Origin of the sequence: Mesorhizobium sp. M0152 (genome assembly GCF_040322415.1) — a bacterium.
Classification (GTDB): Bacteria; Pseudomonadota; Alphaproteobacteria; order Rhizobiales; family Rhizobiaceae; genus Mesorhizobium.
The window spans coordinates 1-24,167 of record NZ_JAMYTH010000041.1; the positions used below are offsets into that span (position 1 = coordinate 1).

19 protein-coding genes and 2 pseudogenes are annotated in these 24,167 nt (G+C 62.3%); 6 read left to right on the forward strand and 15 right to left on the reverse strand.

Annotated elements, in window-relative coordinates; all coding sequences use genetic code 11:
- The coding region (locus NKJ26_RS27955; protein WP_352698587.1) for a hypothetical protein at nt 1-211 on the forward strand (211 nt) is incomplete at its 5' end.
- 955 nt (nt 212-1,166) lie between these two features.
- Here the strand turns inward: NKJ26_RS27955 and NKJ26_RS27960 are convergent.
- From NKJ26_RS27960 to NKJ26_RS27985, 6 genes and pseudogenes are all read right to left on the reverse strand, one after another.
- Complete coding sequence (locus NKJ26_RS27960) at nt 1,167-1,448, reverse strand: DUF982 domain-containing protein (RefSeq protein ID WP_352698589.1); 282 nt, start codon at nt 1,446-1,448, stop codon at nt 1,167-1,169.
- Between the two features lie 677 nt (nt 1,449-2,125).
- On the reverse strand, nt 2,126-2,353 hold the full coding sequence (locus NKJ26_RS27965; RefSeq protein WP_352698591.1) for a hypothetical protein: 228 nt from the start codon (nt 2,351-2,353) through the stop codon (nt 2,126-2,128).
- A gap of 191 nt (nt 2,354-2,544) precedes the next feature.
- The gene (locus NKJ26_RS27970; RefSeq protein WP_352698593.1) at nt 2,545-2,793 is read right to left on the reverse strand and encodes a DUF982 domain-containing protein; all 249 of its coding nucleotides are present in this window, start codon (nt 2,791-2,793) and stop codon (nt 2,545-2,547) included.
- Nucleotides 2,793-2,957, reverse strand: a complete 165-nt coding sequence (locus NKJ26_RS27975) for a hypothetical protein (RefSeq protein WP_352698595.1) — start codon at nt 2,955-2,957, stop codon at nt 2,793-2,795. The genes NKJ26_RS27970 and NKJ26_RS27975 overlap by 1 nt, the downstream gene beginning before the upstream one ends.
- Before the next feature lie 750 nt (nt 2,958-3,707).
- On the reverse strand, nt 3,708-3,884 hold the full coding sequence (locus tag NKJ26_RS27980) for a hypothetical protein (RefSeq protein ID WP_352698597.1): 177 nt from the start codon (nt 3,882-3,884) through the stop codon (nt 3,708-3,710).
- A 1,173-nt stretch (nt 3,885-5,057) separates the two neighbouring features.
- Nucleotides 5,058-5,291 (reverse strand): annotated as a pseudogene (locus NKJ26_RS27985) (pyridine nucleotide-disulfide oxidoreductase); the annotation flags it as partial.
- A 251-nt stretch (nt 5,292-5,542) separates the two neighbouring features.
- On the opposite strand from NKJ26_RS27985, the gene NKJ26_RS27990 reads away from it, so the two are divergent.
- Both NKJ26_RS27990 and NKJ26_RS27995 read left to right on the forward strand, forming a co-directional pair.
- Complete coding sequence (locus NKJ26_RS27990) at nt 5,543-6,094, forward strand: group I truncated hemoglobin (RefSeq protein ID WP_352698599.1); 552 nt, start codon at nt 5,543-5,545, stop codon at nt 6,092-6,094.
- 247 nt (nt 6,095-6,341) lie between these two features.
- Nucleotides 6,342-6,561: pseudogene (locus NKJ26_RS27995) on the forward strand (DoxX family protein); the annotation flags it as partial.
- A 112-nt stretch (nt 6,562-6,673) separates the two neighbouring features.
- On the opposite strand, the gene NKJ26_RS28000 reads toward NKJ26_RS27995, so the two are convergent.
- The gene (locus NKJ26_RS28000; protein WP_352698600.1) at nt 6,674-7,270 is read right to left on the reverse strand and encodes an autotransporter outer membrane beta-barrel domain-containing protein; all 597 of its coding nucleotides are present in this window, start codon (nt 7,268-7,270) and stop codon (nt 6,674-6,676) included.
- Between the two features lie 103 nt (nt 7,271-7,373).
- Here NKJ26_RS28000 and NKJ26_RS28005 point away from each other — a divergent pair, with 103 nt between their 5' ends.
- The 3 genes from NKJ26_RS28005 (at nt 7,374) to NKJ26_RS28015 (ending at nt 15,235) form a co-directional block, all read left to right on the forward strand.
- Entirely contained in the window at nt 7,374-8,672 is a 1,299-nt protein-coding gene (locus NKJ26_RS28005; protein ID WP_352698602.1) for an MFS transporter, read from the forward strand.
- Between the two features lie 123 nt (nt 8,673-8,795).
- Complete coding sequence (gene cysK / locus NKJ26_RS28010; RefSeq protein ID WP_352698604.1) at nt 8,796-10,289, forward strand: cysteine synthase A; 1,494 nt, start codon at nt 8,796-8,798, stop codon at nt 10,287-10,289.
- A gap of 230 nt (nt 10,290-10,519) precedes the next feature.
- On the forward strand, nt 10,520-15,235 hold the full coding sequence (locus tag NKJ26_RS28015) for an alpha/beta fold hydrolase (RefSeq protein ID WP_352698606.1): 4,716 nt from the start codon (nt 10,520-10,522) through the stop codon (nt 15,233-15,235).
- A gap of 846 nt (nt 15,236-16,081) precedes the next feature.
- Here the strand turns inward: NKJ26_RS28015 and NKJ26_RS28020 are convergent.
- From NKJ26_RS28020 to NKJ26_RS28055, 8 genes are all read right to left on the reverse strand, one after another.
- Nucleotides 16,082-16,336 carry a DUF1127 domain-containing protein gene (locus tag NKJ26_RS28020; RefSeq protein ID WP_352698608.1) on the reverse strand — a complete coding sequence of 85 codons (255 nt, stop codon included), beginning with the start codon at nt 16,334-16,336 and terminating at the stop codon, nt 16,082-16,084.
- A 124-nt stretch (nt 16,337-16,460) separates the two neighbouring features.
- Nucleotides 16,461-17,702, reverse strand: coding sequence for an NAD(P)-binding domain-containing protein (locus NKJ26_RS28025; protein WP_352698609.1), 1,242 nt, complete (start codon nt 17,700-17,702; stop codon nt 16,461-16,463).
- A gap of 88 nt (nt 17,703-17,790) precedes the next feature.
- Nucleotides 17,791-18,390: an OsmC family protein gene (locus NKJ26_RS28030; protein WP_352698611.1), complete on the reverse strand. Its 600-nt coding sequence runs from the start codon at nt 18,388-18,390 to the stop codon at nt 17,791-17,793.
- A 438-nt stretch (nt 18,391-18,828) separates the two neighbouring features.
- Entirely contained in the window at nt 18,829-19,902 is a 1,074-nt protein-coding gene (locus NKJ26_RS28035) for an ABC transporter ATP-binding protein (RefSeq protein ID WP_352698613.1), read from the reverse strand.
- Entirely contained in the window at nt 19,899-20,699 is an 801-nt protein-coding gene (locus NKJ26_RS28040; protein ID WP_352698615.1) for an ABC transporter permease, read from the reverse strand. The genes NKJ26_RS28035 and NKJ26_RS28040 overlap by 4 nt, the downstream gene beginning before the upstream one ends.
- A 1-nt stretch (nt 20,700) precedes the next feature.
- Nucleotides 20,701-21,561, reverse strand: a complete 861-nt coding sequence (locus NKJ26_RS28045; protein ID WP_352698617.1) for an ABC transporter permease — start codon at nt 21,559-21,561, stop codon at nt 20,701-20,703.
- Between the two features lie 59 nt (nt 21,562-21,620).
- The gene (locus NKJ26_RS28050) at nt 21,621-22,625 is read right to left on the reverse strand and encodes an ABC transporter substrate-binding protein (RefSeq protein WP_352698619.1); all 1,005 of its coding nucleotides are present in this window, start codon (nt 22,623-22,625) and stop codon (nt 21,621-21,623) included.
- A gap of 61 nt (nt 22,626-22,686) precedes the next feature.
- Entirely contained in the window at nt 22,687-24,156 is a 1,470-nt protein-coding gene (locus NKJ26_RS28055) for an aldehyde dehydrogenase (protein WP_352698621.1), read from the reverse strand.
- Between the last annotated feature and the right edge of the window lie 11 nt (nt 24,157-24,167).

A 24,167-nucleotide genomic window follows, 5' to 3' on the forward strand; every position in this document is an offset into this window, starting at 1 on the left:
ACGCCTCTACCCGCTCAAGGTCTATGACATGCACGCCATCTCAGAAGGAGGCGGCCCTCCCGCGCAGCGGGTTCGTGCATTGGGCGCATGCCAGGCATTCAGCAGCCGACCGTTTCGCGTGCCAGTCGTATCTTCCCTTCCACATCGTCGATCGGAGAACAGCCTGCATATGCTCTGCGAGGTCGAGTTCGCCGAGCGCCTCGATCTCTAAAAGATATAGGGCCTTGGCCAGGCGATCCCCTTCCCCAACCGCAGCATACCTGCAGATCGCGAGCAGCGCCCTCTTCTCCTCTCGGCCGGCTCGGGCGGAGTCGCTTCTGCCACCACCTACTTCGTGCAGGGCTTTACCGAACGCAGCATAAGCTGTCTTGTGAGCCTCAATCAGCGCTCGCAATTTATTGGAGGGTTCCTGGTCTCGACCTAACGGCTCTGTGCCCAGTGGCGTTGCCGCAACGGTCGAGGCGACGACTGCGCTGCCCGAGTGGAAGAGCAAGGCGCGGCGGTTGATCCTGGACGTGGCAAACTCTCCCGTTTGCTTCGAGGGCTATCAGATCGGTGACGTAACACCATCAGAACTTAACACGCTGGTTTGCGCATTCGTGTCAGGATGGAAGGCCCCATAGTAGCCGACAGCCCGCACGGCTGGGCCCTGCGCAGCGCCCGCATCTCGGACAGGATACCGCGCCCTACATGCCGCGATGGAAGCTTGGATCGGGGCAGGCTTGTAGCGGCCGGGGCACTTCGATTAACCCTTGAAGCCTATGCATCCGCAGTGCGGCGGGGAGCGCTAGCCGACAAGCCTGCGCTCGGCCGCCATCCTACAGCCGACGCGGGCGATGTCCGCTGCCGTTAGGCCCGACGAAGACCGCCGTGGCCGCCGTGCCGAAGCCGACAGCGAGTCACCGCAAGCTAGGTCAACGAGATCTGAAATTGAGTATCTACCAGCTTAGCTGCCCGCCGACGCGCGCAAAGGCTCAGGAAACAGCCCGACTTATGCAGTGGCCAAAAGCGATGTCTGGTTTCAGGCACAAAGCTGACCTGAATCAAAAGGTAATCAGACGTGGGGTTGGTCGCAAGTGGGCACGATGAGCGGCGGGAGGATCCCTCCCCTTGGTTCCACCAACGTCAAGAACCAGCGGCCCGGTTACATCGTCGTCGCGACAGTGTCATGGGCTGGCGGCGGCATCCAGCCAGTCATGCGCGCGGCCTCTTGGTCTGGCCACCAATATGCCCTGTTGCCGGGCGGCCTTGCTGAACGCTTCGAAGGCGGTGCTCGGACGGCAACTGCCCTCGATCGCGAGCCTGACCAGCCGAACGGCGTGGAGATAGCTGGGCGCGGTGTTGTCGGGCCATTGCTGCCGCAGCGCCGTCTCGGCCTCGGCCACGGAGCCGACCAGCATCGTCTTGTTGCTGCAAAAGCACAGCGTAACCGGAATGAAGGCCGTCATCGGCGGACCTCCCCTTTGCATCGACGCGACATAACGTGCGGGCCGGCGGCTGGTTCCATCAATCCGACCGCTGGCGCGGTGCGGAGAGTGGCATGAGCGGGGGTCACAGGTACTCCCTCCTAGGGATCGAGGAGTAGCATCCCTGCCTCCATGGCAGCCTCAACGAACGTACCAAAGGTGATGGCCGACATCCGAGCCTTAATCAGGGGTTTGGGCCGGTTCTTCTCGTCCTTTCTGGCGGAGCAAGGAGTGTGCCCGAATGGCCAGTAGGTCTGGCTAGATCGTCAAATCTAACCGCTTGTGCAGGTAGCGACCGGTTTCATCGTGAGCAATGATCCGCCGAACAGCGTTCGTCGCCGCCATCTGCCCTGATTGATAATGCTCAGCCATGATTGGGGAAACCCCACCTAAGGTCGTACCGTTGTTGGCTCATGAGTCTTTGGTGTGCCTGCGGTCCAGTTCGTCAAGTAGCGATCGATGCTCTTGCGGGAGATCCTCATCTGCCCTCAGCCTCAGTAGATGGCGAACGTAACGGCGGATCGTCTCTGAAGTAATCCACTTGCGGACAAGACGCGATATAGCCCGCTGATGTGCTGCGTCGAGTTCTTCCATGGCCGGACTGCCAGTCGAATCGGGCCGAACTTCGAGGTATGCGAATGGTTCCCTCCTGCGAGGCGCTACGGCACTTTTTCGTCAAAGGCAACGCCGAGGTGAAGTATGATGGATATCTCGATTGGTGCTGCAACCAATCCGCAGTCGGTTTCTGGTAGCTGTGGAGCTTGTTTCCGGACCGCCGCAATGGTTGCTTGAACTGACACCACGCCACCCCCTCCGGCCGCATGAATGGCCGCGAGAACAAGTTCCCTGATGGTGACTCCAGGAATGTAGTCGGTCGGCGAGTCCATGAGCCTCCACCCGGGTGGACCATCAGACTACTTCTAGCGAAAAATGCAACGTTCTCAATCGCACAAAGAAGATCGGGAATGTTTGGTAAAAAAATGCGAGCGGGTGATCGGATAACAGGCACGCGCTAAGACCCCCTGCCCCCCACGGTGCCGAGGGGTGCTTAGGGGGCCGAGGTAGCCAGGAGACACCCTCAGTCATCCCGATCTGATAGGAGGACCCCTTCCTCCTTGGCAGCCAGACGGAACAGCGTTCTGACATCCTGAGCTGACACCTTGCCTACCCCGAAAGCCATGCAAGCCAGGACCGCACGCCGCCAGTTAGCACCCCTCTTGGTGAACTTCAGGAGCTGCTCGCCGGCTGCCTCGACAGAAGAGACGTTGTAGCGATGGCTGAGGCTGGTCTTGACGGGGACCGGAGGGGAGAACCAATGGAGTGACATCAGGTGAACCCCTCGTAGGAGAGCCCGCTCTTCATGTCATAGGCGTTCAGCAGCATCGCGACGGCTGGGTAGCCGCTTACGATAGCCGGCAGCCCGGTGAACACATCGAACACCGTCCACGTCCCATCCGGCTCCTGCCTCACGTCGTACCGCCGAGTTAACATGAGGGAAGTCTAATGTTGGTCGGGAATGTTTGGTACAGATTTCTTCGAACCCCATCAGATATGTGGCAGCGCACGATACCCCCGTGCCCCCTCGGTTCCACCCGAGGCCACCCTCAGTGAATGCCCAGGCAGCCTCGCTTCACCCAGCGCTTGACGCGCCAGAGCCGTTTGTCGGTGGGGACGTGCATTGCACCCTCGCGAGACCGAACGCGGGCTGGGGGCTTGCCGTCTGCAGTCCGTCCCCATTCGATAAGCTCGTTGCCATGGAAACGCAGATCACCAAACGCGATATGTGCCGCGACTGGAGGCTTCTCCGGCACGGCTTTCGATTTTGAGTCGCTCGTCCGTACTTTTTTGCCAGTGTGTTCCCAGCGCTCCTTGCCCGTCACCTGGCACCTTATGCATGCAAGAGCTCCGGCTCAGTTGGACGTATGCCAAGCAGGGAGGCAGGCTGTGTTAGGTCGCGCCAATACTGCAGCGCCTTGACCCTCGCTAGAGTACCGGAATGGCCAGCCGCTCGAACGTCGGCCATGCGAGCACAGGTGTCGGTTCGCGTGCGTTGGATGCGGCCTTGATCATGGTCATTGAAGTTCCCCAGGTTGAAAAACCGGCCGCCAGGCCGGCAGTGCCGACCGCAATGCGCGGTCGGGTCGTTTGATGAATTTAACTCAAAGATTCGGAATTTTAGTTGCGCATGACGGGCATGCGGGTTGAGCAGAATCGCACTCGCCGAAGGATTTGGATGTCCCCCTAGTCTTCCTTCAAAGCCTCTGCCTCGTCTTTAAGTTTCTGCCAGTCCGCGCCATGCTTGCGAAGCAGCGCTCTGGCCTGTTTCGGAGAGACGTCCGTCACCTCCGCCAGGTGCTCAACTTCAAGTTCCGCACCCTTCACCACGCGGCTCGTGTCGTTCGTTTTTTTGGCGGCCATATCCTGCGCGCTCCTCGCCCATCGATCAGAGGCAACGAGCGCTAGTGAGCATTGTTCCGGACCTATGGAACTATCTGCCCGCCGCATTGGTTTCTCGATGGAAAGGAGGAGGATTCATGCTCAAATTTTTACTTGGTCTGGCCGCGCTCTATGCAGCATTTCAGATCGGCCGAGACTTTGGCCGAGCCGAGGCCTCGGTCATGTTGTCGCCTCCCGTCGATTATGATCGCCACCCATCGACAACGAGCGATTAGGGCTCGTCGGCCCTCGTCTCCCCGATCGGAGGTCGAGCGGGTGATAGCAGATTGTTGAATGAAAGACCGTCGCCGCCCGATTTGCCAATCGGCGAGGCCCCCGCCGCTCCAAACTGCCGGTCCCGACAGCCGGCGTTGCTGAACGCTGCAATCCTGGTGCCAGCCGCAAATGACCTATTATGGGTCGCCTAAGTGCGTCAGCTTAGGCGGCATCGGCTAAGATTAGCCGAGCGGCGCAGGCGCCGGCATGTGTGGCATGGTTCTTGCTCTCATAGCCGCAGACATGCTGAGCGAAAGACACTGTTCCACATCGTCATCGGCGTGTGAGGTTGGGACAATGATGTCGCGTAAGCTTTTGTTCGGTCTCCCCGCAGTGTTCTTGGCTGCGGCCCTTGGGAAAGCTCTCTTGTCGCCCGAGACCTCATTGGAATTTCTGACTCCGACCAAATCCGAACCGGTGTTTTGTTCAAGTGGTCCGTCACCTAAGACCTTATCGGCCTTGCTGTCGCGGATTTTGCCGTCATGTCCGCCGAGCGTCACCGGCTCATAGGAGCGCCTCGATGGCCGGGAGACTGTGGATGTTGTCGCGCATAGCATTCCTTAAAGGGTAAGATTGTGTCATGGGGTTGGTCACCAGTTGACATCAGCCTTTCGCGAATTCGTGGCACCGCGCTACAGACCAGAGCTCCACTCTATGCCCGGCCCCGGGCCGGCGACCGCGCGCCGCCTGAGCGGGCGCTGAAACCGACTTTCATGCTCCAACGTCCGCCACCGGCATGCTCGCGCGGCGCAGGGTATGGAGTTTCGTAATCGCAGCTTCGGCGACCCTCGGCGAGCCACCGCCTTTCCTCCGCATGGCTCGATTTTGCTCACCAGAGCACGATGCTCCTTGCCGAGGTTTTTCGCTAAGGCGCGATCTACGCCCCATTTTGACTGCGACCTTTAGGCTCTCGATGTCGCGGAAGATCGCAGCATCAGCCACCGTGCGCCCCGCGCGCTTGAAGCCCAGCTGGCAGTCCTTGGCAGCAATATCTCCATTGACCGCGTTCCCGTCCCATTGCCCGGCATAGCCGACATAGTTGATGGAAACATCGTAGTGCTGGCTCCAGAAGAACGGCACCGCGACGAATTTCTCGCGATGGCCGAGCATGTTGGCAAGGCCGAAAGAACGCCCGGATTCCTCCCCCGGCGCTGGGCGGCCTGCAATGTCCCGCGTGCGATGGAGCTCCAAGCGTCACCTGCTCACGCATCTTGACGTGGGGATGCGTCAATCGGGAATAATTCAGGCGGGAGGTTCGTTAATTCCTCAGACCATGCCGGGTTAAGGCAAAGTGGAAATAGCACTTCATTGAGGCCGCCAGACAGGTTGCGGCTTGCTCTGGCTCAGCTCGAAGGAAACCAGATATGAAAACGGCTGTTTCGACCCCTTTCACAAGACGAAGCGTTGTCGCGGGGCTGGCGGTCGCCGCCACATCGACGGCTGTATTGGCCGCAGACAACACGCAAGCGCAGGCCAAGCAAACCACGCCTGAGAAAAGTCTGTACGTGCGACTGGGAGGAGTGTTCGCCATCGCAGCGGTGGTGGATCATTTTAGCGATGCAGTCGTGAAGAACCCCATCGTCGGCCAGAGGTCCAAGAACCCGCAGCTGCGGAAATGGCACACCAAGAACCTTGGCAGGTTGCCCGGCTTGAAGTTCATGCGCACGCTGTGGGTCTGCGACGTTTCTGGTGGCCCCTTCAAGTTCGTGGCCACCAAGCCCGGGACGACGCCGCTTGGGCTTGAAGAGGCCCATCGGAACCTGCGGATCTCTCCCGCAGAATTCGATGAGGTCGCAGCAGAACTCGGGCGAACCCTTGACCACTTCAAGGTTCCGAAGCCCGAGAAGGCGGAGGTTCTGGCAGCCTTTGCCGCCCACAAAGAGGAAGTTACCGCCGGCTATGTCAAGCAGGGCTGAAGCCCAGCCCGCGAGGTGCAGCAGTTGCGGGAAGATGATTAAGCCGATTGTTAGCCTGGCAGAGCGTAGCGTAGGTCTCGTCAGACCATCGCGATCCAGCGAGGGGAGACGACCGCAGCGAGGATTGCCGCCGCAGTATGTTGCTAAGCTTCATCTCCTGGTCGCGTAGTTAGCCAGGCTTTTCGGAAGAGGCCACCATCCACGATGCCCGCCCAGCCCGGCATGGAAACGCTTGAGCTTGTAGCCGGTCCTTGGATTCCTCGGCGGGTTGCTGATTCTGGTCGGCTTTTTAACCCGGCCGGTCTCGTTCATCCTCTGCGGATGATGGCGGTCGCCTATTTCATGGTGCATCCCCAAAAGGGTTTTTCCCGCGTACAATATGAGCGATGCAGATCTTGTTCTGCTTTGCCTTCTTTTATCTGTGCTTCGCCGGACCTGGCCTATGGAGCGTCGACAAGCGAAGCTGAGTGAGGATGGCACGAGGCAGAAGCATTTGATGTCGTTCTAGCCCATCGACGACCAGCCTCCGGTCCACTTGACCTCGGGCTTGAACACCTAGGGCCGACAACGCTATTGCGCTCAGAACTTGACGCGGAGGTTGACCCTGGCGCCCTGATCGAAAACTCCGCTGCCGAGTTGCCCCGAATAGGACAAGCCGAGTGTGGCATAGGCCGCGAGTTGCAGATCGAGGCCGGCTTCAAAAAGGGCCGCGTCCCGCGCAATCGGCACGCCGGCGATTATGAAGGCATCGCCGCCGGCAAAGGCGAAGGTCGAGGTCGGCGTGACATCGCCAAAAGCGTGGCGCCAGCCGAGCATGCCGCGCGCGGTGGCGTTCACGCCGCCCAGCTCGAAGTCGGTCGAGCCGCGCAATCCAAGCGTGCTAAAGCTGGCGGCGGTGCTTGTGCCGGCGCTGGTCAAGGCCGCCGCCCCGCCCGTTTCGGTGAAGCCGTCGGTGACATAAGCGAGATTGGCGAAAGGCTCGAACCTAAAGCGCCCGGCATCGGGCTTGTAGGCGAGTGCGGTGCCGGCGTCGTAGTCGGCCGACAACGCATCCGTGAAGCCATCGAAGGCAACGGAGCGATGTGTCGAAAGTCTGCTCCAGCTATACGCCGCGCCGGTGTGCGAAAGGCGATCGCCGTCCAGCCATGGGCCACGACGCCCCTCATCCTCCGCCAAGAAGAGGTTGCAAGGCTAGGTAGGGCCGTTTCCACGGTCCGCATTATAGGTTTCCACGCTGACGCACACGCCTGCTTCCACACCGCCGGCCGATGACAAAGCCTTGAAGAAATCCTTCGAGGGCTGGAACATGTCGAATCGTCACTCATCACCTGTAGGCAGGGAGCTCCTGGACAGCGCGATGCCGCTGCGCGGTCTGTTGGCTGCCGCCGGCGCTACGACCGCGATGGCGTTCGGATTTGGCAGCCTTGCGCTGACATCCGTCTTCATCAGACCGCTTGAGGCGGAGTTTGGCTGGTCGCGAGCCGACATCAGCCTCGCCTACACGCTTTCCAGCGTCGGCATGGCCTTGGGCGGGCTGTTCTGGGGCCGCCTGTCAGATCGCCTGAATACCAGAAGTCTGCTGTTCATCGGCTCGGCAGGCATGGTGATCGCGCTTGCCGCGCTTTCCTTCGCCACTTCGCTTTGGCAGATTTATGCTGCCAACTTCGCTTTGGGCGGGCTCGGCTTTGCCTGTCTCTATGCACCGGTGCTTGCCGTAACCGGACTCTGGTTCGACCGCCGCCGCGGCCTGGCCATAGGGATCGTCACAGCGGGCGGAGCCTTGGGCCAGGGCGTGATGCCCTACGCCGCAAATGCCCTGATCGACGGCGTCGGCTGGCGCCTCGCATACGCGATCATGGCTGTGGCGACGATGACTATGCTGGCGATCTCCCTGCCATCGGTTCAGGCGCCGCCCGTCGATCGTGTCGTTGCCGCACCGTTGCGTTCTTCAGCAAAGCCCGGTTCCCAAGCTGGCCGGATTTCTCCGGTGACGCTTCTATCTGCCGCAGCCTTCCTCTGCTGCGCCTGCATGGGCGTCCCGCTGGTGCACCTCGCGAGCTTCGTGACGGGCGTGTGCGGGTCTTCGGATGTCGGATCGCTCAGCCTGCTGATCGCCATGCTGTTCGGCGCCATCGGGCGGATCGCATTCGGGCTGCTCGCTGACCGGGCAGGCAACCTTTCTGCTTATGTCGTGGCGTCGTTTATTCAGACTGCATGCGTTGCGCTTTTTCCCGCTCTGGACCAGCAGCTGAGCCTGTTGGCGCTGTCGGCGGTTTTTGGCTTCGGCTTTGCCGGAAACATGACGTGCCTGATCCTTTGCGTGCGCCAATTTGCGCCAGCCGAACGCTTTGGCCATTCACTCGGCATCGTCATGCTGATCGCCTGGGTAGGCATGGGCGTGGCCGGTTATTTCGGCGGCTTTGTCTATGACAGCCTCGGCAGCTATGGGCCCGCTTTCCTGGTGGCATTTGTCGCAGGTGCGGCCAATCTCGTGGTTCTCGGCGTATTGGCGGCATCATACGGCGCGAGAGCGCAGGTTCCATGCGGCCGGGTTCCGGGCCCAGCGATGAGCCGCTGATTCAAACGTCAAATCATTCAATTCCACGTTGGTTCGAACGCTGCAAACCACGGCCTCCTGCCAACCTCAAAGATCGATGAAAACGGGCGGAGCACCGTCCTCACCAAGCAGGGACCAGCTGAGATGAGCAGTATCTACGGCAGCATTCTCGACACGATCGGTGATACGCCGGTCGTTCGCCTTTCGCGTATCAACAACGGCGCCGCTTCGCTCTATGCCAAGATCGAGGCGTTCAATCCTGGCGGCTCGATCAAGGACCGTCTTGCCGCCGCGATCATTGAAGAAGCGGAGAGTTCCGGTGCACTTCGGCCTGGCCAGACGGTGATCGAGGCGACCAGCGGCAACACGGGCATAGGACTTGCCATGGTTTGCGCCAGGAAAGGCTACCCTCTCGTCATCGTCATGCCGGAAAACGCCAGCCTCGAACGCCGCAAGCTGATGCGCTTTTTCGGTGCCAAGGTGGTATTGACCCCTGCGGTAGAGCGCGGCAGCGGCATGCTCGCCAAGGCGGTCCAACTGGCCGGAGCGCACGGCTGGTTCCTCTGCCGGCAATTCGAGACGCCCGTCAACGCCGATATTCATGCCCGCACAACAGCGCTCGAAATCCTCGAGGCGTTCCAGGACCGTCCACTCGACTACTGGGTTACCGGCACCGGGACCGGCGGAACGCTTGCCGGTGTGGCGCGAGTACTCAAGCGCGAGCGTCCGCAAACGCGGATCATAGTCTGCGAACCCGACAATTCGGCGCTGCTGTCGAGTGGCATTCCCCAAAAATTCGACGAACACGGACTGCCGACTCGGGCGCACACTCGCTTCCGGCCACACCCGATGCAGGGCTGGAGCCCTGATTTCATTCCGAAGATCGTCGGCAATGCGATGGCTGACGATCTTGTGGACGAAATCCTGCCCGTTTCAGGCGCCAGCGCTTTGGAAGCTGCGCGCCGGCTTGCGACGGAAGAAGGAATACTGGCGGGCATCTCCGGCGGGGCAACCCTGAGCGGGGCACTGGAAATCGCTCGACGCGTCGGACCGGACCGGAACGTGCTATGTATGTTGCCTGACACGGGCGAGCGGTATCTCAGCACGATTTTGTTCGATCACATCAGCGAGGAAATGTCGCCCGCCGAAGAGGCGATCTCTCGCTCCACAGCCGGCTACCGCTTCGACCGGCCGCCGTCCTTCGCCCTTTCATCGGCGCCCGTCGACGAAATCCAAATTGATCATTCGGCGCATGCGTTTGTCGATGAGGCGATCAATGATCCGGAGCATCCGGTGGTCATGTTCGCCCTCACGTGGTGCGAATTCTGCTGGACGGTGAGAAATCTCTTCGATCGTGCCGGAATCGCCTACAGGTCCATCGAAATCGATACTCCGGAATTCCAGAAGAACGGCCGGGACGGGGAAATCCGCAAGGCCCTGAGGGCCCGGATTGGTTCGCCAACAATTCCGCAGGTCTTTGTCGGCGGCGAGCATATCGGTGGCTGCATGGATACGCTTGCGGCCTGGCGGGACGGCACGCTCGCCGCCCGGCTGGAGTTCGTTGGCGCAAACTACACGCCCGGCGCATGCGCAAATCCCGAGAGCCTGCTGCCCCGATGGGTGCGCGCGGCAGCGTGAGATCCCGCTCCCGTCTTTTCAGAGTGCCGTCGCTCAAAGCGAGCCGGAACGGGCGTGATCCCGTTCCGGCTCGGCATTCAGGTGGACTTATGTCCGTGTCGGCCTTCTCACAAAGCGAAGCCAAATCAGATCGCAGGCGGAAACCTCACGTTTCCGGAAACGAAGGCTTTCGGCGGTGGCACCGACTTGATACAATCCGCTGCTAATTTAGCAGGCGCACTGGGATTGGCATGGTGTCGCTCGAAATTCGCGTCCTCGGAGATCTGACCGTCCTTCGCCGTGGCGAGGTCGTTTCCTTGCCGCCTTCGAAAAAGACGCGGGCGCTGCTGGCCTATCTTGCGCTCGCAGAGCGCCCGCAGCGGCGCGAGCGCCTTTGCGAAATGTTTTGGGAGGTACCGGACGATCCTCGCGGCGCCCTGCGCTGGAGTCTCTCGAAGATCCGACAGGTCGTCGACCTCGGGGACGGCGAGATCCTGCAAGCCGACCGCAACGCAGTTCGCCTGAACACCAGCGAAGTCGTGCTGGACATTGCGCCGCTCCGGGGCCTCGGCGGTCGCGACATAGAGGCTCTCGAACCGGAGAAACTGGAGGCCCTCGCCGGAGCGTTCCGCGGCCGTTTCCTGGATGATCTTTCACTACCGCGCTGTCCGGAATTCGAAGCCTGGCGCATTGCGACCGCCGACGAATTGCACGTGACGCATCTGCGCATCCTTCGGGTGCTCGTCGACCGGCTTGAGCCGGCGCGAGCACTTCCGTACGCCCATGTCCTGGACGGGTTGGAGCCTGGAGACGAGGCTCTTCGAGCGGACATCCGCCGGCTGAGCGAGGCAGCACGGCAATCCGCCATGGTCCAGAGCCGCGCTTCGAGAGCCGACATCGGGGTCGCTCCCGCCGATGAGACCGTCCCTCCGACGCCTGTTTTGCCTGCGTCGGAGATGCAGCTTGCCTCTCCGCCGGAGCGAATCCTTGCGCAGGAGATTCGCCGATGCACGACGCCCGACGGCGCGTGCTTGGCCTATTCCTTGAGTGGTCAAGGCCCCCCTTTGGTAAGGGCCGCCCACTGGATGTCCCATCTCGAGCTCGAATGGGACAGTCCGGTCTGGAAGCACTGGATCGAGGGCCTCTCCGCCCACTACCAGCTGATCCGCTACGACCAGCGCGGCAATGGCCTGTCGGACCGGTATCCCACCGACCTCTCCTTCGAGGCCATGGTTGCCGACCTTGAGAGCATCATCGATGCGGCTGGTCTGCGCCGCGTTTCCCTGCTTGGGATTTCCCAAGGGTGCGCCGTTTCCATAGCCTATGCCGTCAGGCATCCAGAGCGCGTCGCCGGGATGGTGCTGTATGGCGGATTTACGAAAGGCTGGCGCAAACGGGGCAATCAGCGCGAAATAGCGCGCCGCGAAGCGATGGGAGCGCTGATACAGGAAGGCTGGGGCCAAGATGACCCGGTGTTCCGGCAAATGTTCACCTCCCTCTTCATTCCGGAAGCAACGCCGGAACAGAGGAATTGGTATAACGAGCTCCAACGCAATACAGTCTCGCCCGAGATTGCCCATCGCATCTTCGAAGAAGGCGCCGTCATCGACGTCGACGAGCTGTTACCGCGGGTCCGTGTCCCGACCCTGGTGATGCATGCCAGGGGGGACGCGGTCATTCCGTTCGATCACGGCCAGGCGATGGCCGGCAAAATCCCCGGCGCGCGTTTCGTTGCGCTCGACAGCGTCAATCACGTGCTGCTTGGCCACGAACCGGCATTCGCGACCTTCGTCGACGAAACGCGTCGTTTCCTTGCCGACCCCGAACAGACGCAGCAACTGGCAGGCCCTCCGGCGTCCTTGGGGATCAACCGCTCTCGGCAATACATAACAGTGCTGGCCGCCGAAGTGGTCAGTCCCATGCATCTCCTCGAAACGGAGGATCCGGAAGTGGCGATCCGCGAATTCCAGCCCGTCGAGGATCGGGTGATAGAAGTCGTTGAGAGCCATGGCGGCGTCGTCACGTCGGCTGCTGACGGGACAATCACCGCAGCATTCGGCCTGGCTCGCGCCACCGAGGATCACGCTTATCTTGCATGCCGCGCCGCGCTTGCGGCCAAGCTGGCAGTGGAGGAGCTTTCCCAGGGCGGGATCCAGTTGAGGGCCGGAATAGACACCGGCGAGGTGATCGTACGGCAGCAATGGACGCCCAACGGCAGCAGGGTCGAACTGGCCGGAGCCGCGCCGCGTGCGGCCAACCGGCTGATGCGTGCCTTGCACCGCGCGACGATCGCCGCGACAGGCCGGGGGCGCGCAGCCGCCGGGGGCTACGTGCAGATGCACCGCTTAGCGCATTCTGAGCATCCGCAACTTGGCCAAGAGGAACGCATTTACGAGCTGTTGGGAGAAAATCACGCTTTGTCGCGCTGGCACCTGAGGGCCAACCGCGGCCTCACCGGCCTGGTGGCGCGCGAGATCGAGCTGAAAATCCTTCTTGCAACCTGGCGCCGCGTCAGGGAGGGCCACGGCCAGGTCGTCGGGATCGTCGCCGACGCCGGCATGGGCAAGTCGAGGCTTGCCCATGAATTTCTCTCCCTCGACGAGGTGGCCGGTTTTGCTGTTCTCGAATGTGGTGGTCTGGAGTTTGATTCATCAGTTGCTCTGGGCGCTGTAAAAAAGCTGCTGCTCTCGGCTTGTGGCATTCGCGGCGAAGACGGCTTGGCGGAAGCCCAGCGCCTGTTTACCTTCAAACAAGCGGAACTGGACCTAGATCCAAGTCATACGGCGCCGCTTTCCTTCCTCGCGGACCTGCCGGTCAATGATTCTTCCTGGCGGCATCTCGATGCGCGGGAGCGGACCTCACGGGTATCCGAGGCGATGAGCGCATTTCTCGTTGCCTTGAGCCGGGCCTCGCCCGTAGCCGTGCTTATCGAGGATCTGCACTGGATCGATGCCGAGAGCGAGGCCGTACTGAACAGGCTGGTCGAGGTCATGGGCGCAAACCGTATCATGCTGCTCGCCACCTACAGGCCGCAGTACCGGCACGAATGGAACCGCCGCGGCTATTTCCAGCAGATAAGGCTGGAGCGGTTCGCGCGGGACGAAATGGACCAGTTCCTCACCGAATTGTTGGGATCCGATCCCAGCCTGGGGGAACTGCGGCAATCGCTTGCCGAGCGAGCCGAGGGTACGCCGCTGTTTCTGGAGGAAATGGTGCGCGGACTGGTTGCCGATGGTGTCCTTGCTGGCCAGTCGGGCTGCTACGAGCTCAAGAGACCAGTGCAATCCATCACCATCCCGTCGACCGTTCAATCGCTCATCGCCGCACGCGTCCAGCAGCTGGGTGATTCGGAAAGGCAGGTACTCCAAGTCGCTTCGGTTATCGGCAAGAATGTTCCGTATCCGCTGCTGAGCGCGCTCTCGCCGCTGCCGGAGGCGGAGCTGGAGGCATGTCTAACCAAACTTCAGAGTTTGGAATTCCTGTTCGAGGTCCAGAGCTATCCTCACGTGGAATATACGTTCAAGCATGCGTTGACGCTCAAGGTGACCAACGAATCTCTGCTGGCGGAGGACCGAAAAAGGCTGCATCGGGCTGCATTGGTTGCCATGGACAGACTCTATGCCGGATCGCTTAACCACCACATCGAGGAACTGGCCGAACACGCGCTTCGTGCCGAGGCATGGGAACCGGCCGCGGATTATCTGCTGCAAGCGGCGGGTCGGGCTGAGGAACGCTCAGCCTATTCCGCGGCGGTGCAGTTCCTCGAGAACGCCCGCAAAGCAGTCGCCGCGCTGCCCCGAAATCCGAAAACTCTCGCCCAGGCGATCAAACTGCGGGTGCGGATGCGGCCCGCCTACGGCGCCCTGGGTGCCTATCGGAAGGCGCTGCCGCAGCTATTGGAAGCGCGCGAGCTGGCCATGGAACTGGGCGATCCGCAACTCATCTCCGACGTGTTGCTCCACTTGAGCTACCTCAACAGCTCCCACGGCCGCTATGAGGAGGCGCTGGAACCGGCCGACACACTCAAGCGCGGCGCGACGGCAAATGGCGTGCAGCGCTGCATAAGTGAGTCGGATCTGGCCGCCTCACAGGCCCTTCTGATCCGCAGCGAGGCGCGGCAGGTGCTGGAGCGGCTTGTCCCGCATGAGGAGTGGTTCACCAAAGCTTGGCGTCTGGAGCGTTTCGGACAGCTCGGTGCGCGTGCGGTTTGGTACCTGGGGCACCGCGCGCAGGCGGAAGCGCGCCTTGGCCGGTTCGATGATGCGGAACGTTCGCTTGCCGAACTGCAGAAGGTCGCCGCCGAAGTGGCGCGCCCGATCGACAGCTGCGCGGCCGCCTATTTCACCGGTGTGGTGGGCGTCCTGCGCGGGCCCGAGCCGGCGCTTGTCGAGGCGCTGCGGTTGTCGTCCTCCGAAGCCGCGACCAGCGCATCTATCCTACTCCGGCCATGGCTGTTGACTATGCTCGGTCATGCGGAATTCCTGCTCGGCCGCAACTACGACGCGGGCGCCACCTTGGAAATGGCGGTGACCGAGGCCGAGCGGCTCGATCTTGCCCAGTTCGAATGTCATGCGCGCGCGGTGCTCGCATGCGTGCGTACGCGCCTCTGTGAGCCCGAAGCTGCGGCCAATCTCGGCCACGCGCTCGAGCTTGCACGGGGACGCGGCGATCCGTGGAGCGAGATTATCGTACTGCGCGGCCTTGCCGAGCTGAAACCTTCCAGATCGGCCATTAGCTGGCTCGAACAGGCCTGCAATCTTGCCAGGCGGGTTGAATTGCGGCCGGAGCTTGCCCGCTCCTTGCTAGCTCTGGGGCTCGCGAAGCGGCGCGGTAAAATCCCTGGCGCGGATGCCACTCTCGCGGAAGCGGGCAGGCTCTACACAGAAATGCAGATGCGGCAGGATTTCTCCGACACGGAACGCCCGGCCCGAAATATCGTGCGCGATCGCATGGCCGCTACGGTGTGATTCCTCCGCATCCAAGGATCTTCGAAGGATTGCGCTGCCTGTGGGGCAAGCAAGCCGCAGTTACCCAGCTCGCGATCCTGCGGTGTATGGAACAATATCTGCCGGACCAACCGATCGGCCACCACGTGTGTGGGTGTCAGCGGCCCCATGTGTCCGGCCCCGGCAACAATCACCAGATCGCGGCTGGGACGCGGGAAAGCGTTTGCACGCGATGAGCCGCGTCGGAACTGGTGCAAATTCGCCGCGCAATACCAAGACCGGAAAGTGAAATCGGGCATATTCGCTTGCCGGCATCGCCTCGTGGATAACGCGCAGAAGTCGAGGCTGGCCTGCGGCAGAAACCGCACGAGTGCCGCCTGAAGTTCCGGCTTCATCGCGTCGAAGATGCCTGCTCCGCTCCAGCAGTCGATGACCTGAGCTCTCGCGGAGAGACAGCTGCCGTTGATCAAGCCGTCGTGTATGCGCCTGCGATCGCCGAAATTTCGCCGGGCGCCTCGTCGCCCTCAGAGTCCAGCTGGCGCAGCAGGCAAAGGTTCATAAAGACAAAGGCTGGCAAGCCGGTCTGAACGCATCGCTGCTATATGCAAGGCCAATCCACCACCAGGCCCGTCATGGTGGGTCGATCATCTCCAGAATCCCGGCGGCTTCGTGGGTCAGATGGAGAGCGCCGGCACCAGTCCAGGTGCCGCCGCCCCGCGCCCCGATCAGATCGGGTGCGATGAACCGGTAGCTGTCATCGAGCCGCTCCGCCAGGTTGCGCCGTTGCCACCCGCTGCCGCCTGAGCAGTACAGGGCGATGACAAGGTGCGTGGCAGGCCTTATGGGAGACGTGGAACGTCGATGCGGTCATCGAGCCCCGCCCTCCGCCCTCAAAAAACGCGTGCGGCGGCTGGGATCACGCCCGGCAAACGAAGTGATCGAGTTGATCTCGGAGCGGGTGATGCCGATGTCGCGCAAGATGTAGTCCGGCAACTCATAAAGTTGTCGACGGTCCCGCTGGATGCGAATGAAACGCCAGACCGCGGCCAACATTGTTCCGCCAGCCCAGCGCAAACCTCGCGTTGTGGTGGGGGACAGGGTTAGGTTCACCATTGCACTCATTTTGATTTTCTCCATGGTTGCGGGCGCTGACTACGGCGCCAGTGGAGCCCTTGTCGTGATCGGCCGTGAGCGTCATCGTTGAAGGCAACGTCGATTTTTGCCGCGCCAGCGTTGTATTCGGCGGTCAGGCCGCGGCTCGGCGGGAGGCGTCGAGAAACATTGCCAGGTGAGCCGCCAGCGCCTCGGCATCGCGGCCGACGCCGTCGATGAAGCTGGAGTTTCGATGGCGCATGAAATTGAGACCGAGCACGTAGAGTCCCGGATACGCGCAGACGCCGCCATCGTTCAGGATTTCGCCCCGGGCGTCGAACACATCCAGCTTCAGCCATGGGTATTCCCGGCGATAGCCGGTGGCCCATATGATCGTCTCGATGCCCTGGTCGATCAGGTCGATTTCGGTCGCCTCGGCGCTCAGGATCAGGCTCGGAATGGAACCGGGATCGATCGAGTAGAGGCCATTGCCGGCGGCCGAGCGGTCTATATTGGCCAGCACGCGCCTTAACCTGCGTTCCGCCGCCACGGTCGTTTCGGCGAGATCGCCGTTGAACCGAATGCGTGTATCGCAAGCGGCAGCCGCTCGACCGACAAGACGAACGCCTTCCTCACGAAGACCGGCAAGGTCGAGCGTCCTGCGCTCGGGTGTGCCTATCAGCTGCAGCGAAGGCTGCCGCCGTACCGCAGTGAGATCCGGAACTTCAGCGACAGGCTTGGCAAGCATTCCCAGCCGGTCGAGCCACCACAGGATGTCGTGCCCGCGGTAAAGCCTCGGCAGGCGTGTATGACTGCCGACCGACAGCATCACCGGACGTCCGGAGCGATTGATCTCCTCCGCAAGTTGTATGCCGGTCGCCGAGGCCCCGGCCACGAGAACGCCACCCTGGGACAGTTGCTGGGGATTGCGATAGTCCCGCGGCACGATTTGCCTGATACGAGAGGAGATCTGCTTTGCGAGTGGCGGAATGCGTGGCCTGTCGCTGTATCCGGTCGCGACCACGACCGAACGCACGCTCCATTGGCCGCGATCGGTCAGCAGCCGGAAGCCTCCATCGACCCTTTCGGCCGAAAGCACCTCAACGCCGTTCTCTACGGGCGCGGTGATCGAGCACGCGTAATCCTCCAGGAACCCGACGGTCTCGGCCATTGTCATGAAGCCGTCGGGATTGGCCCCACGATAACCGCCGCCGGGCAGGCGTGTCATCCAATTGGGCGTCAGCAGGCGCAGCGAATCCCACCGTTCGCTGCGCCAGCGCTCAGCGATGCGGCCGCGCTCCAGCACGACGTGGTAGACCCCGCGCTCGGACAGGCACCGGCTCATGGCGAGACCCGCCTGTCCGGCGCCGATAATGGCCACGTCTGTATGCTGCATGGAATCCGCGCCTTGTAAGCAGGGGCAACAGATCGCCGGGCCATCCTTTTCAAGACGAGGCCGGCGATATTGCTCTTGCGGACCGAAGTCAGCCTTTCACGGCAACCGAGACCGGCACGCCGTTGGTCAGTACGTCGAACACCGCGGAACGGGCGCGCGACTGCATCACGATTTCCTCGAGCTTCTCAGCCGGAGCATCGCCCTTGATCTTGAAGGAGATACGGATGCCTTGGTAGCCGTTGCGGACCTCGTTAGAGATGCCGAGGATGCCGCGAAGGTCGATGTCACCTTCGACGGTCGATTCCACCTCATGCAACGTCACGCCGCGCGCGGCTGCGATATTCGCGATGCCAGCAGTCAGGCAGGAAGCAAGCGCGTGGAGGAGGTACTCGACCGGCGTCGGGCCGTTGTCTGTGCCGCACAAGACCGCTGGATGGTCGCTGTCAGCCTGGTAGGCCATCGTGTGAGACTGGTCGGCGCCGGCGCCGAAGAAGTTGGCCATCGTGCTGCTGCTGTGCGTGCCGGTGATCCAGCGGTTCTTGGCACGGAACTGGAACTTGGCAAGCTCCGGCTGCCCCGCGACGGCGTTGATGGTGGCCAGAAGGGTGGGCGTGTCCACGCCGTTCCTCGGCTCCCGCGGCGCGTTCTTAACGGAAGCCTTTTCCATGACCATTGTATCGTCCTGCATGTCATTCACTCCTGGGTTCGGATGTTGCGCGACCGGGATCGCCCCGGACGGCTAAACCTCGGCCGGCAGCGTTTGACGTGGAGTGGGAACGACAGTGGAAAACGAGAGGTTTTTGCGCCAGAACGCATCTTGACGCCCTGCAGGTCGGGTCTGACAAAAAAACAACGGGCATTCAAACGCTGGCTTCCCTGCGAAACTGCGATCTCCGCAAGTGCGCCAAGAAGGCGTCGCAACCGAAACCACAGGAGATCAGATCATGTCTCGTTCATTTGGGATGGATACCCGTCCGTCGTCGACCGACTGGTCAGTCATAGTTCGCGGGCCAAGCAAGGCCGAGGTGCTTGCCCATACAGCGAAGATTCACACATACGCGAGCACACTGAAGCGGCCCGGCCGCGAGATGTCACGGCAGCAAAGTGATTGACCGAATCCGGGCCTTCAGGCTGGGAACAGGAATGCCACGGCGGGGTCGAAGAAGATTTGCCTGCTCGAAGCGGCACCGTCCGGTTGTGCCGCGTCTGAAGTCGGCCTGACGTCAATCTCGTCGCCGGACGTCGTGCGCGCCAAGACGCGCCGACGGTCGCCGAAAAACGCCGTATCGATGATCTCGACGGGGACTGCCGCAGTTCCGGGCGCGGCGGTGAGGCGGAACGCTTCCGACCGTACCATCACCCTCACCTTCTGGCCACGCTTCAGAACTTGCGTGGTCTTCACGCCCTTGACGATCGAGCCGTCGGCCAGACGAACCGTCGCCGCGCCGCTTTGCGTTTCGAGATATTCAGCCGGGAGAAAGTTGGAATTTCCGATGAAGCCGGCAACGAACTCGGTGGCGGGCCTGAGATACAGATCCTCGCCGGTGCCGATCTGCTCGATGCGTCCGTCTTTGAACAAGGCGATGCGGTCGGAAAGGTGCAGCGCCTCTTCTTGATCGTGCGTGACATAGAGGATGGTGACGCCGGTCTCGCGGTGGATACGGCGGATCTCGGCCTGGATCTCCTGGCGCAATTTCTTGTCAAGCGCCGACAGCGGCTCGTCCATCAACAGGATCGGCGGGTCGTAGGCCAGTGCGCGGGCAAGTGCCACGCGCTGCTGCTGACCGCCCGACAATGCACCTGGATTGCGGTCGGCGAAATTCTCCAGCCGCACGAGCGCCAGCATGTCGGCAACCTTGCGCTTGATTTCAGCATCTGGGCGGCGGCGCACGCGCAATGGGAAAGCGACATTCTCGGCGACGCTGAGATGCGGGAACAACGTATAGCGCTGGAACACCATGCCGATGTTGCGCTTGTGCGACGGCACTGCAAGCAGCGACTTGCCCTCGAGTTCGACGTCCCCCGAAGTCGGATCCTGGAAACCTGCGATGGCATAAAGCGTCGTCGACTTGCCGGAGCCTGACGGCCCGAGGAACGTCAGAAATTCGCCTTTGGCCACATCGATGGTGACGTCGTGCACGGCGACAAAGGCGCCGAACGCCTTTCTCACTTGGCGAATGGACAGGAATGGGCGGGTCATCTGGTTGGTCTTCTTCGCAGGAGTGCGGTGACGATCATCAGGCACAAGGTCAGGCCGACGAGCAGGCTGGAAGCGGCGGCGACGACCGGGCTGAGGTCGGCCCGCAAGCTGCCCCAGATCTTGACCGGCAGCGTCTGCAAAGTCGGGCTTGCCATGAAGATCGCCACCACCACCTCGTCCCATGAGGCGAGAAAGGCAAAGATCGCGGCGGAGAAGATGCCGATCCTGATTGATGGCAAGGTGATCCGAAGCTTTGCCTGCAGCGGGCTGGCACCACAGACGATAGCCGCGTCCTCGATGGATTTGTCGAAGCCTTCGAGCGCGGTGGTGATTGGAATGATGGCGAAGGGCAGCGCCAGGATGGTGTGGGCGATAACGAAGCCGATGGTCGTGCCGCTGAGACCAATGCGCAGGAAGAAGGCATAGATGGCGATGGCGAAGACGACGACCGGCAGCACCATCGGCGTCAGCAACAGGCCTCGCAGGAATTGCCGTCCACGAAACTCGCCCCTGACCAGGCTGAAGGATGCCATCAAGCCGATGAGCACGGCGAGGATCGCTGCCATGGTGGCAATGCGGGCGCTGGTCAGTGCCGCATCGACCCAGGCCGGATCGGCAAACAGCTCCTCATACCATTTCAACGTCCAGCCGGGCGGCGGAAAGGCCAGCCAGCGCGACGAGCCGAATGACAGCAGCACGATGAAGACCACCGGCAGCAACAGGAAGCCGGCAACCAGGCCAGTGAAGCCGACAAGGGCGATGCGCAGCCAACCCAGCCGGTTATAGTCGAGCAGCATCTTACAGGGCTCCCGCGAGGCGCTTGGCGCCGACCAGGCGCAGTTGCAAGGCATAGAGCATCATGGTGACGACCAGCAGCACGAAGGCGGCGGCGCTGCCCAGACCCCAATTGAGCAGGGACTGGATGGTCTGGGCGATCATCTCGGCCAGCATCATGTTGGAGGTACCGCCGAGCAGCGCCGGCGTGACGAAATAGCCGAGTGACATGACGAAGACCATCAGTCCGCCGGCGGCGATGCCGGGCAGCGACAGCGGCAAGAGGATGCGGCGGAAGGCGTCGAGCGGGCTCGCGCCACACAAGGCGGCAGCTCGCAGCGTCATGGGATCGATGGCGCGCAAGGTGCCGACCAGCGGCAAGATCATGAAAGGCAGCATGATGTAGACCATGCCGATGGTGACGCCGGCGAGATTGTTGATGAGCGGCAGCGGCTCATGAATGACGCCGAGACCTATCAGGGCGCGGTTGATGACGCCGGTGCGCTGCAGCAGCACCATCCATGCGTAAGTGCGGGTGAGAAGATTGGTCCACATCGACAGGATGATGATGCCGAAGACGACCGAGGCGAAGGCCGGCGGCATGATCGCCAGCGTCCAGGCGACCGGAAACGCCACTACGACGGTTACGGCGGTGACGACGGAGGCCACCAGGAAGGTGTTGAGGAACACCCGCACATAGGTGCCGCTGCCGAAAAGCGTGGCGTAGTTCTGCAACCCAGGCTCGGGATCGGTGACGCTGCGCAGCAGCAAGGCGACCACCGGGACGATGAAGAACAGGCCGACCAGGATGACGGCCGGCAAGGCGCCGCCGCTGCCGACCGGTAGGCCGGCAACCGAAGTGCGTCTGAGCGAATTTCCCGACATTTGGCGATCCTGGTTCTCGAACGGGGCGCGGCTTTTCGCGCCCCGTTGGCTGTAGCGGCCTATTTGGTCTGCCAGGCGTACCAGCGCTCGGCGATGGCGTCGCGGTTTGCCGCCCAATAGTTCATGTCGAGGTTGATCTGTCCTTCGACATGGGCATCGGGCAGGCCCTTCACAACATCGGCAGGCATTTCGGCCTTCGCCGCGGTGTTGATCGGCGCATAGCCGCTGGCTTCGGCGAACTTAGCCTGGCCGGTTGGGCTGGTGGCGGCGGCCAGGAACTTCATCGCGTTGGGCTTGTTCTTGGCGCCCTTCGGCACGACGAGAACGTCGGCGGCGGTGAGGTTCTGGTTCCAGGAGACGCCAACATCGGCGCCGTCCTTCTCCAGCGCGAAGACGCGGCCGTTCCACAGCTGGCCGAACGCGGCCTCGCCAGAGGCGATCAGCTGCTGCGACTCGGCGCCGCCGCTCCACCAGACAATGTCGGACTTGATCGTGTCGAGCCTCTTGAAGGCACGGTCGAGGTCGAGCGGGTAGAGCTTGTCGGCGGGCACGCCGTCGGCAAGCAGCGCGATCTCGATGACGCCCGGCGCCGACCATTTGTAGAAGGTGCGCTTGCCTGGGAATTTCTTCAGGTCGAACATGTCGGCCCAGCTCGTCGGTTCACCCGCGACGGCGCCCTTGTTCCAGGCCAGCACAAAGGAATAGTAGAAGCTGCCGACGGCATGATCATTGCTGAAGCGCGGGTCGAGATCGGACTTGGGCACGGCGGCGAAGTCGATCGGCTCTAAGAGCCCGTCCTTGGCGGCCTTGATGGCGAAATCCATCTCGACGTCGACGACATCCCAAGTGACGTTGCCGGCATCGACCATGGCCTTGAGCTTGCCGTAGTCGGTCGGCCCGTCCTGCAACACCTTGATGCCGGAGTTGGCCTCGAAGGGGGTTGCCCAGGATTTGGTTTGCGCCTCCTGCGTGGTGCCGCCCCAACTGGTGAACACCATTTCGTCGGCGCGGGCGGCGGTTGCCGCGAGCAGCCCGGCCAAAAGGCCCGTCAGGATCAGTTTCATGTGTTTCTCCTCTGTTGGTTGCTATTGTTGTTGTTCTCAGGGCTCCGCCGCCATGCGGTTCTCAGCGCATGACGAAGGGATCGGGGATCGGCTCGTCCGACGTCTTGATCCAGACGGATTTCGAGCGCGTGTAGTCGCGGATGGCGTCGAGCCCGCCTTCGCGGCCGAGGCCGGATTGACCGTAGCCGCCAAAGGGAACGAGCGGCGACACGGCGCGGTAGGTGTTGACCCAGACGACGCCGGCATGAATGTCGCGCGCCATACGGTGCGCCTTGCCGAGATTGCTGGTGAACACGCCGGAGGCCAGCCCGAAGGGGGTGTCGTTGGCGAGCGCCAGCGCCTGTGCCTCAGTGTCGAAGGCAAGCACGCTGAGCACCGGACCGAACAGTTCCTCTCGCACGCAAGGCAGGTCGGCGCTGCCGGCATCGATGATGGTCGGCGTGTAGTAGAAGCCGGGGCCGTCTGGGCGTGTGCCGCCGGTAACCAGCATGCCGCCCGCTGCAAGGCTCTCGGCGACGATCTTCTCGATCCAGTCGCGCTGACGCCGCGTCGCCAATGGCCCCATCTCGGTGGCAGGGTCCTGCGGATCGCCGATCTTGATGGCCTCCGCTTTGCGCTCCAGTCGGCTTAGGAACTCGTCCTTGACCGAACGCTCGACCAAAAGCCGCGAGCCGGCAACGCAGCTTTGGCCGGTCGCTGCGAAAATGCCGGCGACGACGGAGTTGGCGGCGCTGTCAAGATCGGCGTCGGCGAAGACCACGACCGGGCTTTTGCCGCCGAGTTCGAGCGTCGTGTAGGCGAGGTTTTCCGCTGTGTTCCTGACGATGGCACGCGCTGTCGAGGGACCGCCGGTGAAGGCGACGCGCGAGACCAGCTTATGGCTGGTCAGACGCTGACCGCACTCACGCCCGAAACCGGTGAGGATATTGGCAACGCCCGCCGGAAAGCCGGCTTCCTGGACGAGTTCGGCAAAAGCGAGCAGCGGCGCTGGGCCATCCTCGGACGCCTTGAGCACGACGGTGCAGCCGGCGGCAAGCGCCGGACCGAGCTTGACGGCGGAGAGGAAGAGCTGCGAGTTCCATGGCACGACAGCGGCAACGACGCCGATCGGTTCGTGGCGAATCGTGACGTCGAGATCCGCCTTGTCGATCGGCACATGCGCGCCTTCATGCTTGTCGGCGAGCCCACCGTAGTAGCGGTAGTAGTCGCCGACATAGGCGATCTGAGCGCGGGTTTCTCGGATGATCTTCCCGGTGTCGCGTGTCTCGAGCTCGGCAAGTCGCCCGGCATTGGCGGCGACGAGGTCGCCGAGCTTGACCAGCAGTTTGCCGCGCGCGCTCGCCGTCATGCTGGCCCACGGAGCGGAGCGCAGCGCCCGGTGCGCCGCCTCGACGGCGCGGTCGACATCAGCTTCGCTGGCCGCAGGCATCTTGGCCCATGCCGTCCCGGTCGAGGGGTCGACGCTTTCGAAAGTGGCGGACGGCTCGTCGAAGCGGCCGTCGATGAAATTCCTGAATAGAGCGTCGGTCATGGGGCTCGCGA

Coding starts and splice junctions, on each gene's coding strand:
- NKJ26_RS27980 (WP_352698597.1), bottom strand. CDS start 3,884: ATGGCCGCCAAAAAAACGAACGACACGAGCCGCGTGGTGAAGGGTGCG.
- NKJ26_RS28050 (WP_352698619.1), bottom strand. CDS start 22,625: ATGAAACTGATCCTGACGGGCCTTTTGGCCGGGCTGCTCGCGGCAACC.
- NKJ26_RS28035 (WP_352698613.1), bottom strand. CDS start 19,902: ATGACCCGCCCATTCCTGTCCATTCGCCAAGTGAGAAAGGCGTTCGGC.
- NKJ26_RS28030 (WP_352698611.1), bottom strand. CDS start 18,390: ATGCAGGACGATACAATGGTCATGGAAAAGGCTTCCGTTAAGAACGCG.
- NKJ26_RS28055 (WP_352698621.1), bottom strand. CDS start 24,156: ATGACCGACGCTCTATTCAGGAATTTCATCGACGGCCGCTTCGACGAG.
- NKJ26_RS27975 (WP_352698595.1), bottom strand. CDS start 2,957: ATGTTAACTCGGCGGTACGACGTGAGGCAGGAGCCGGATGGGACGTGG.
- NKJ26_RS27965 (WP_352698591.1), bottom strand. CDS start 2,353: ATGGACTCGCCGACCGACTACATTCCTGGAGTCACCATCAGGGAACTT.
- NKJ26_RS27990 (WP_352698599.1), top strand. CDS start 5,543: ATGAAAACGGCTGTTTCGACCCCTTTCACAAGACGAAGCGTTGTCGCG.
- NKJ26_RS28025 (WP_352698609.1), bottom strand. CDS start 17,702: ATGCAGCATACAGACGTGGCCATTATCGGCGCCGGACAGGCGGGTCTC.
- NKJ26_RS28040 (WP_352698615.1), bottom strand. CDS start 20,699: ATGCTGCTCGACTATAACCGGCTGGGTTGGCTGCGCATCGCCCTTGTC.
- NKJ26_RS28045 (WP_352698617.1), bottom strand. CDS start 21,561: ATGTCGGGAAATTCGCTCAGACGCACTTCGGTTGCCGGCCTACCGGTC.
- cysK (WP_352698604.1), top strand. CDS start 8,796: ATGAGCAGTATCTACGGCAGCATTCTCGACACGATCGGTGATACGCCG.
- NKJ26_RS28020 (WP_352698608.1), bottom strand. CDS start 16,336: ATGAGTGCAATGGTGAACCTAACCCTGTCCCCCACCACAACGCGAGGT.
- NKJ26_RS27960 (WP_352698589.1), bottom strand. CDS start 1,448: ATGACGGCCTTCATTCCGGTTACGCTGTGCTTTTGCAGCAACAAGACG.
- NKJ26_RS28015 (WP_352698606.1), top strand. CDS start 10,520: ATGGTGTCGCTCGAAATTCGCGTCCTCGGAGATCTGACCGTCCTTCGC.
- NKJ26_RS27970 (WP_352698593.1), bottom strand. CDS start 2,793: ATGTCACTCCATTGGTTCTCCCCTCCGGTCCCCGTCAAGACCAGCCTC.